An 8,783-nucleotide genomic window follows, 5' to 3' on the forward strand; every position below is an offset into this window, starting at 1 on the left:
GAACCAGCAACCCTTCATCCGCAGCATTTTTCCTGCGGCACAGACGATTTGCTCCCGATGAGGGGGTAAACACAGCCCCGGCTCAGCCCAGCTCGGCCTCCAGCGCGGCGACGATCCGCGGGCGCAGCTCCTGGGGGGCGATGACGGCGTCGACCGACCCCACCCGCACGGCGCGGTGGATGTCGTGGACCCGGTCGAACTCGGAGGCGACCTTGCCGAGCATCTCGGAGCGCACGGCCTGCCGCACGGTGGCGAGCTCGCTGGCGAGCACCGGCCGCGACGCGGCGTCGGCCTCGCGCATCCGAGCCTCGAGGTCGGCCACCCGCGGGTCGGCCGCCGTGCGGGCGTCGACGTCACGGGCGAAGACGACCGCGGCCGCGGGAGCGCCACCGATGACCGACGCGAACGAGCCCTCGACCGCCAGCACCGTCATCCGCTCGTTGAGCGCCTTGGAGAAGACCACGAAAGCCCCTCCGTGGTACCGGGACACGACGACGAAGACGATCGGGCCCTCGAAGTTGACGATGGCCCGGCCGATCTCGGCGCCATACTCGAGCTGGAGGCTGCGCATCGAGTCGGGCGAGCCGTCGAAGCCCGACAGGTTCGCGAGCACCACCAGCGGCCGGTTGCCCGAGGCCGCGTTGATGGCGCGCGCCGCCTTCTTCGAGGAGCGCGGGAACAGCGTGCCGGCGGTGTAGGTGTCGGGGCCGTCGGTGGGCGGGAAGCCACGACGCGGCACGTTGCGCGACTCGATGCCCAACAGCGACACCGGGATACCCCCGATGCGGGCGTCGTACACGACCGCGGTCTCGGCGTCGGCCATCCCTGCCCAGCGCTCGAGCGTGGCGTGGTCCTGGTCGGCGACGGCCCGCATCAGGGTGCGGATGTCGAAGGCCTTCTTGCGGTCGGGGTTGGTGGCCGGCGAGAAGATGTCGCCGACGGTCGTGAAGTCGCTGCCCTCGAGCGCGTGCGGGTAGGTCGTGACGTCGCGCTCGACGGGGTCGGTGGTCGGCGCGCGCCGCGGGCCGGCCTCGCCGGGGGCCACCCACGTCGACTCGTAGTGGGCCAGCAGCACCCCGTACGCGTCGACGAGGTCCTTGGCCCAGTACTGCGCCTGCCCGTTGGGGCCCATCACGCGGTCGTAGCCGCCGATGCCGAAGTTGTCCTCGGCCGACACCCCACCGGAGAAGTCGAGCGACTGCTTGCCGGTGAGCACCATGGCCGAGTCGGGCGTCATCACGAGGATGCCCTTGGTGTGCATGAGCATCGTCGCCTCGGCGTTCCAGTACGGCTGCGCCCCGACGTTGATGCCCGCCACCACGACGTTGATCTCACCGCCGGCCTGGGTGAACTCGATGATCCGCTTGAGGGCCTTGGCGACCCAGTCCATGTTCTCGGTGCCGGAGTCCATCGAGATGCGCGCACCCGCCGAGAGGGCGAACCACTCGACGGGCAGCCCGCGCTCCTCGGCCAGGTCGATGGCGGCGATGACGCGTCGGCACTCGGGCTCGGCCACGGCCCCCAGTGCACGCAACGGGTCGCCGCAGAGCAGCACGCGGGTGACGCCCTCGGGGTGCAGGCGCGTCGGGGTCGTGACGACGCCACAGATCATCCCGGCCGTGTTCTGCCCGTACGGGCGGTCGACGGGTACGAGCCGGCCGCTGTCGTCGAGGTCGTACTCGACGGCCTCGCCGCCGCCGCCGGCGATCATCGAGACGAGCTCGTACGGGTAGACCAGCCCCCGCCGCCGGGCCCGCACGACCTTCTCGGCGTAGGCGTCGAGCGGCGCGAGGCGCTGGGTGGGCGGCTGCTCGACGGCGAAGGTGACGCCCGAGCCCGGCTGGTACGTGAACCGCGCGCAGATGGGGACGGTGTGGCCGTGGTCGCCCGCGATGGAGCCCTCGATCCGCACCTCCTCGATGCCCGCGCCGGCCGTGAGCGGCGCGACCTTGCCCTGGAGCGCGGTGAGCTGGTCGAGGTCGGCCTCGACCGGCGGCCAGATGTGCAGCCAGACGTGGTTCATGTCGAGGCGCGAGCCGCCGCCCATCGAGCCACGGGCCCGCCGGATCGCCTCGAGACAGTTGGCCAGGGCGCGCTCGACGTGCGGGAGTGCGGTGATGCGCCCTTCGTCGTCGCGCACGACCACGAGCTGGCGGACCTGGGCCAGCGCCACGAGCCGCTGGTCCTGGGGGTTGCCGGCCGCCACGGCGTGCAGCAGCAGGACGTCGTCGGGCGCCTCGAGCCGGGTGAGCTCGAAGTCGCGCAGCCGCCACAGGTTGAGCCGGCGCCCCACCATCGGGTGCACGCCGCGCACCGGCAGGTCCTCGTCGAGGGTGCCGTCGGGCCGGGCGCGGAAGGTGAAGTAGCCGACCTCGCGCCCGTCGTCGGTGACGACGCCCACGGCCACCCGGCGGCAGGCGAGCGCGAACGGCATCGCGACCAGCCGCTCCGCCAGCAGGGCCGAGGTGGCGTCGGCGTCCTCGGGCGCGTCGGGGACGTGCAGGTAGAGGTCGACCACTGCGTCGTGGCCGGCGGGGCGCTGCTCGACGGCGCGGCGCAGCAGCCCGGCCAGCGGCCCGTCGGACGTCAGCTCGTCGAACGTCCCGATGGTGGTGACCAGGCGGGTCTCACGGTCGTCGAGCCGGTAGTCGGCCACGGTGACGGCCCGGCCGTCGACCGACTCCTCGTGCAGCCCCTCGAGGTGGTACTCGCGGTAGTGCCGCTTGACCAGGACCTCGAGCATCGGCTCGCGCGCAGCGACGCCGCGCCGAAGCCGCTCGCCGAGGAAGCGGACGATGCGCTCGGGGATGTCGGCCAGGGCGTCGACCCGCGCGGTGCGCTCGGGCCCCGGTGGGAGCGCATCGATCTCGTCGAGCTCGGTGCCGACCGAGCCCAGCACGGAGGCGCGGTCGGAGTCGACCAGCGGCTGGTCGAACCAGCGGAAGCGCACACTGCGGGCGAGGTCACCGACCACCGGGAAGCGCAGCTGGGTCGCCAGCACGAGGCGGTCGAGCAGGTCGCGGGCCTCGACGTCGGCCGGGGCGGCGGGGGCGGGCTCGGCCAGCCAGCGGCGCAGGATGGAGGTCGCCATCGTGACCTCGGGGGTCGAGCGCTGCTGCGCCAGGAAGATGCGGAAGACGGCGCCCTCGAGGGCCGGGGTGCGCTCGAGGGCGTCGACGCCGTGGTGCACCAGCACCCGCTCGAGGCGCCCCACGAAGTCGGCCGGCAAGGCGCCGCGCTCGGGGTCGAGGGTCTGCAGGAAGGTGCGGAAGTGCTCGCGCGGGCTGTGCACGCGGTTCTCGACGTGGGTCTCCTGCCCGACCGGGCGGTTGCGCCCCAGCTCGGCCAGGTCGGCGAACACCGTCAGCAGCGGGATCTCGTCGGGCACGACACCGGTGCCGCTCGCGGCCAGCTCGTCGCGCGCGGCCAGGTACCCCTGGAGGGCGCGGCCCTCGTGCCCGGGCTCGAGGTCGTAGCCGAGGATCATCGCCGACAGGTCGGCGCGCCCGCGGGCAGCCCGCTGCGCGGCGTCGCCGTCGGATGCGGCGTCGGGCAGGTCGAGGTCGGCGCCCTCGACGTCGGCGACCACGGCGGCGTCGGCGTCCCCGGTGGGCTCGAGGCGCACCAGCGCGGCCCCCGTCTCGACCTGGCTGCCGGTGGCGACCAGGAGCTCCTTGACCCTCGCCGAGAACGGCGCGGGCAGGACGGTCTCCATCTTCATCGACTCGAGCACCAGGACCGGGGCCCCGGCGGCGACCTCCTGGCCGACGGCGACCGGGGTGGCGACCACGAGCGCCGGTGCGGGCGAACGCAGCACGCCACCCTCGTCGCGGCTGACCCGGTGCGTGACACCGTCGACCTCGACCAGCTGCACGGGACCGTGGGCGGCGGTGACGAGGCGGTGGCCGCGGCCCCCGACGACGATGCGGCTGGTGTACTCGCCGGTGCGCTCGAGGTCGGCGTCGACGGTGTGCGCGGCGCCGGTGGGCTCGGCCACGGTGACCCGGAACCGCGAGGGCCCGGTGCGCAGGACGGTGACCTTGTAGCCGGTGCCGCGCAGCTTGAGGTCGACGGCGCGGCCGACGACGTGCTGCACCTGGGGTCGGCCGCCGCGGGCGGTCTCGAGCAGGCGGGCGCGCTCGATGGCCTCGGCGTCGAGGTAGGACTCGATGCCGGCCGCGACCAGCGCCACCCCGGAGTGCTCGGCCGCGACCAGCCGGCCCTCGCCGCGCACCCGGTCGATCCAGCCGGTGTCGGCGCTGCCGTCGATGACCTCGGGCTGGTCGAGGAGCTCGAGGATGAACGACTTGTTGGTGGCCCCGCCCTCGATGACGACGGTCGTCTCGCGCAGGGCCCGCCGCAGCCGGCCCAGGGCCTCGTCGCGGGTGCGCCCGTGGGCGATGACCTTGGCGATCATCGAGTCGAAGTCGGCCGGGATCGAGTCGCCCTCGGCCACACCGGTGTCGACCCGTACGCCGGGCCCGGCGGGGAGCTCGAGGTGGGCGATCCGCCCGGGCGCCGGGGCGAAGTCGCGGTCGGGGTCCTCGGCGTTGAGCCGCGCCTCGACGGCGTGCCCGAGCTCGACGGGGCGCTCGCCCTCGAGGCGGCCGCCCTGCGCGACGTGGATCTGGAGCCGGACCAGGTCGGTGCGGGTGACGATCTCGGTGATCGGGTGCTCGACCTGGAGGCGGGTGTTGACCTCGAGGAACGCGAAGAAGCGGTCGGCCGGGTGGTAGAGGAACTCCACGGTGCCGGCGCCGGAGTACCCGACCGCCACGGCCAGCCGCTCGGCCGAGGCCTTGAGCTCGGCGACCTGCTCGGCGTCGAGCACGGGCGAGGACGACTCCTCGATGACCTTCTGGTTGCGGCGCTGCACCGAGCAGTCGCGAACCCCGATGGCCCAGGCGGTGCCCTGGCCGTCGGCGATGACCTGGACCTCGACGTGACGCGCCCCGGTGACGAGCTTCTCGAGGAACACCACGCCGGAGCCGAAGGCGCGCTCGGCCTCCTCGCGGGTGCGCTGGTAGGCGTCGGCGAGCTCGGCGTCGGAGGCGACCTTGCGGATGCCGCGGCCACCACCACCGGCCGTCGCCTTGAGCATCAGCGGGTAGCCGATGCGCGCCGCCGCGGCGGTGGCGTCCTCGAGGGTGTCGACCCCGCCACGGCTCCACGGCGCCACCGGGACTCCGACCTCCTCGGCGATCAGCTTCGAGCCGATCTTGTCGCCCAGCCGGCGCATCGCCTCGGCGCTCGGGCCGATGAAGGTGACCCCGATGCGCGCGCAGAGCTCGGCGAACGCGGGGTCCTCCGCGACGAAGCCCCACCCCACCCACACCGCGTCGGCGCCGGTCTCGCGCAACGCCCGCTCCAGCTTGGCGTGGTCGAGGTACGGGCGCTCGGACGCCGGGCCGAGGTCATAGGCCAGGTCGGCCTCGCGGACGAACATCGCGGTGCGCTCGGCCTCGGTGTGCAGGGCCACGACCTCGGTGCGGGCCGCCCCCGGAGGGAGCTCCGCGTTGAGGTCGCGCACGGCGTGCACCAGCCGCATCGCGGCCTCTCCACGGTTGACGACGGCGATCCGCGAGAACATGGCCCGAGCCTGCCATCGATCACACCCGACGCGCGAGTAACGCGCGCCGACGGCCTCAGGCTCGTTCGGGGTCGTCGTCCGAGGCCGGTCCGGAGGCCGCGGCGCTGCGCTCGGGCTCCGCGTCGGTGGTGGGGTCGACCCTCGGCTGCACCAGCGCGGCGACCGTCTCCTCGACCTCGGGGGCCTTCTCGTGGCGCCGCTGGTAGATCTCGAGCATCGCCATCGCCGTGGCGGCCAGCGGCACCCCCATCAGGGCCCCGGGCAGCCCGAACAGCTGGGCCCCGAGCAGGGCCGACCCGAACGAGACGGCGGGGTGCACGTTCACCGCCCGGGCCGAGATGCGCGGCTCGATGGTGAGGTTCTCGACCTGCTGGTAGCCGATGCCGTACAGCAGCACCCAGAGCCCGAGGACCGGCTCGGGCGAGGTGAGCCCCACGAGCACCGGGAGCGCGATCGAGACGTAGGTGCCGACGTTGGGGATGAACTGCGCGACGAGCCCGGTCCACAGGGCCAGCGGCAGCCAGTAGGGCAGGTCGAGCAGGAAGAACGCGACCCCGCTGGCGAGCGCGCTGAGGGTGGCCAGCACCACGCGGGCCGCGATGTAGTTGCCGACCTTGACCTTGGCCAGGTCCCACGCGGTGAGGAACGGCACCTGCAGCCGCGGCGGCATCCGGGTGGCCAGCCAGCGGCGCAGCGCGGGCATCCCGGCCGACATGTAGAAGAGGAAGAACGCGACGATGAACAGGCCGAACGCGGCGCCGAGCACGGCCGTGACCAGGCCGAAGACACCGAAGGCCACGTTCTGCGCGTACCCGCTGAGATCGCTCGGGCTGAGACCGCTGGACCGGAGCAGCTCCTCGAAGGTGTAGGAGGAGCCGGTGGCCTCGTTCACCCGGTCGAGCACGTTCGTGGCGATGTCCGGGGTGGCCTGGACCAGCGAGGTGAGCTGGTCGACCAGGAGGCTGCCGAAGGCCCCGAGGAAGGCCGCGATGCCGAGCAGCAGCGCGAGCATCACCGTCGCGGTGGCGGCGGCCCGCGGCATCCAGCGCGACAGCCGCGAGACGGCCGGCTCCATCGCGAGCGCCAGGAACAGGCTCATGACGACGTAGAAGACGGTGCTGCTCCCCCGCCACAGCACGAAGACGGCCAGGGCGACCAGGGCCAGCACCCCCACGACGGTCCACACCCGGGAGCGGTCGGCACGGCCGCCGGGGGCCAGGACCGGGCCGGGCCCGGAGGCGCGCGCCGGGTCGGAGGGGCCGGGACGGTCGACCGCGGTGGCGCTCAGGGCGCCGATGCTAGGGGCTCGGGGAAGGCCTCGCTCCCGACGGCGCCCCGCCCCCGCCCGCGGGCGGGGGGACGGCGACCTCCACGACGTCGGCGACGACCCGGACCGGGTAGACGGGGACGGAGGCCGTGGCCGGCGGGCACTTCGGGGCGCCCGTGCCCAGGTCGAACGTGGACCCGTGGAGCCAGCACTCCACGGCCCCGTCGGCGACCTCGCCCTCGGACAGGCGGACGCGGCCGTGGCTGCACTCGTCGAGGATGGCGTACACGACCCCGCCGCTCCGGGCCAGGCAGACGGGGACGCCGGCCACCTCGACATGGGTGGCGCCCTCGTCGGGGACGTCGGCGAGCGGGACGGTCGGCACCCATCGCTCATCGAGGATCTCGCCGGCTCCGTCGGGCGGGCGCGGCGCTCGGGGATGACTCACGGGACCGACCTCCCGTCGTGGAGGGTGGGCAGGGCCGCGGAACCACGACCAGGGGGGCCCGCCTCGGCCGTTCCGGGGCGGGCGCCCACCGTCTCACGGCGCGCCCGCGATCCCCCTACCCCGAGCGCGGCAACTCTGACACAGTGACTTCTCAGGTCGCCTGTTCCCGGGCGCCGCACGACTCACGAGGCGAGGCGGACGGCGTGGTTCCACGGACATCGACCCACCGGCCCGGCCGGGACACCCCGGCCGGCGACACCCCGGCCGGCACGGGGTCGCCGGGCGTGATGCTCGCCATGGCCACCCTCGGGTTCGCGGTCAACTTCTGGGCGTGGGCGCTGATCAGCCCCCTCGGCCCGTTGTTCCGGTCCACCGGCAGCCTGGGAGCGCTCACCGAGTCCGACGTGGCCCTGCTGGTCGCCGTCCCGGTGGTCGTGGGCTCCCTCGGCCGCATCGTGGTGGGTGGGCTCACCGACCGCTTCGGCGGCCGGGTCATGTTCCCGATCGTCTCGGGCGCGACCATCGTCCCCATCCTCTTCATCGCCTTCTTCGCTCTCGACTCCTACGCCCTCCTCCTCGTCGGCGGCTTCTTCCTCGGCATCGGCGGCACCGCCTTCGCCGTCGGTGTCCCGTTCGTCAACGCGTGGTTCCCGCCCGAGAAGCGGGGGCTGGCCGTCGGCATCTTCGGCGCCGGCATGGGTGGCACGGCGATCAGCGCCCTGACCACCGTCAAGCTCACCCACCAGCTGGGGGCCAAGGCGCCCTTCCTCATCACCGCCGCGGTGCTGGCGGTGTACGCCGTCGCTGCCTGGCTCGTCCTGCGCGACGCCCCCGGTCGCGTGGTCCCCACCACCTCGCTGGCGGCCAGGATCTCGGCCAACGCCCGGCTCCCCATCACCTGGCAGTCCTGCCTCCTCTACGCGGTCGCCTTCGGGGGGTACGTCGCCTTCTCGGTCTACCTCCCGGCCTACCTCAAGACCGCGCACCACCTCACCGCCGAGAGCGCGGCCAACCGGATGGCCGGCTTCGTGCTCATCGCGGTCGTCATGCGGCCGGTGGGGGGCTGGCTCGCCGACCGGATGGGCGCGATCCCCGTGCTGGCCGGCGGGTTCGCCATCGTCGTGGTGTGCGCCGCCATCTCCGCGGGCACTCCGCCGCTGGCGGGGATCGGCACGGTCGCCTTCCTGGCCATGGCCGCCGCCCTCGGCTCGGGGAGCGGCGCCACCTTCGCGCTCATCGCGCAGGTCACCGACCCCTCGCGGGTCGGTGGCGTGACCGGGCTCGTCGGCGCCGCCGGCGGCCTGGGCGGGTTCGTCCCGCCGCTGATCATGGGCTACGTCTACGGCCGCACGAGCTCCTACGCCATCGGGCTGTGGATGCTGTGCGTCACCGCCGCGCTGGCCTTGGTCCTCACCGTGACCGTCGTCCGTCGAACCGCCGCCTCAGGACAGGAAGCCCGTTGAGCCCCTCGCAGCAGC

4 protein-coding genes are annotated in these 8,783 nt (G+C 73.8%); 1 reads left to right on the plus strand and 3 read right to left on the minus strand.

Going from position 1 to position 8,783, the window contains the following annotated elements; translation table 11 throughout:
- Positions 1-82: 82 nt before the first annotated feature.
- From ATL31_RS05765 to ATL31_RS16410, 3 genes are all read right to left on the minus strand, one after another.
- Positions 83-5,590, minus strand: a complete 5,508-nt coding sequence (locus ATL31_RS05765; RefSeq protein ID WP_101394932.1) for an ATP-binding protein — start codon at positions 5,588-5,590, stop codon at positions 83-85.
- 55 nt (positions 5,591-5,645) lie between these two features.
- Entirely contained in the window at positions 5,646-6,776 is a 1,131-nt protein-coding gene (locus ATL31_RS05770) for an AI-2E family transporter (protein WP_158239791.1), read from the minus strand.
- A 112-nt stretch (positions 6,777-6,888) separates the two neighbouring features.
- Positions 6,889-7,242, minus strand: coding sequence for a Rieske 2Fe-2S domain-containing protein (locus tag ATL31_RS16410; RefSeq protein WP_211283969.1), 354 nt, complete (start codon positions 7,240-7,242; stop codon positions 6,889-6,891).
- Between the two features lie 266 nt (positions 7,243-7,508).
- Between ATL31_RS16410 and ATL31_RS05775 the strand changes: the two genes are divergently transcribed.
- The gene (locus ATL31_RS05775) at positions 7,509-8,768 is read left to right on the plus strand and encodes an MFS transporter (RefSeq protein WP_245861967.1); all 1,260 of its coding nucleotides are present in this window, start codon (positions 7,509-7,511) and stop codon (positions 8,766-8,768) included.
- Positions 8,769-8,783 lie beyond the last annotated feature (15 nt).

The sequence above is a fragment of the Phycicoccus duodecadis genome, assembly GCF_002846495.1.
GTDB classification, from domain to species: domain Bacteria; phylum Actinomycetota; class Actinomycetes; order Actinomycetales; family Dermatophilaceae; genus Phycicoccus; species Phycicoccus duodecadis.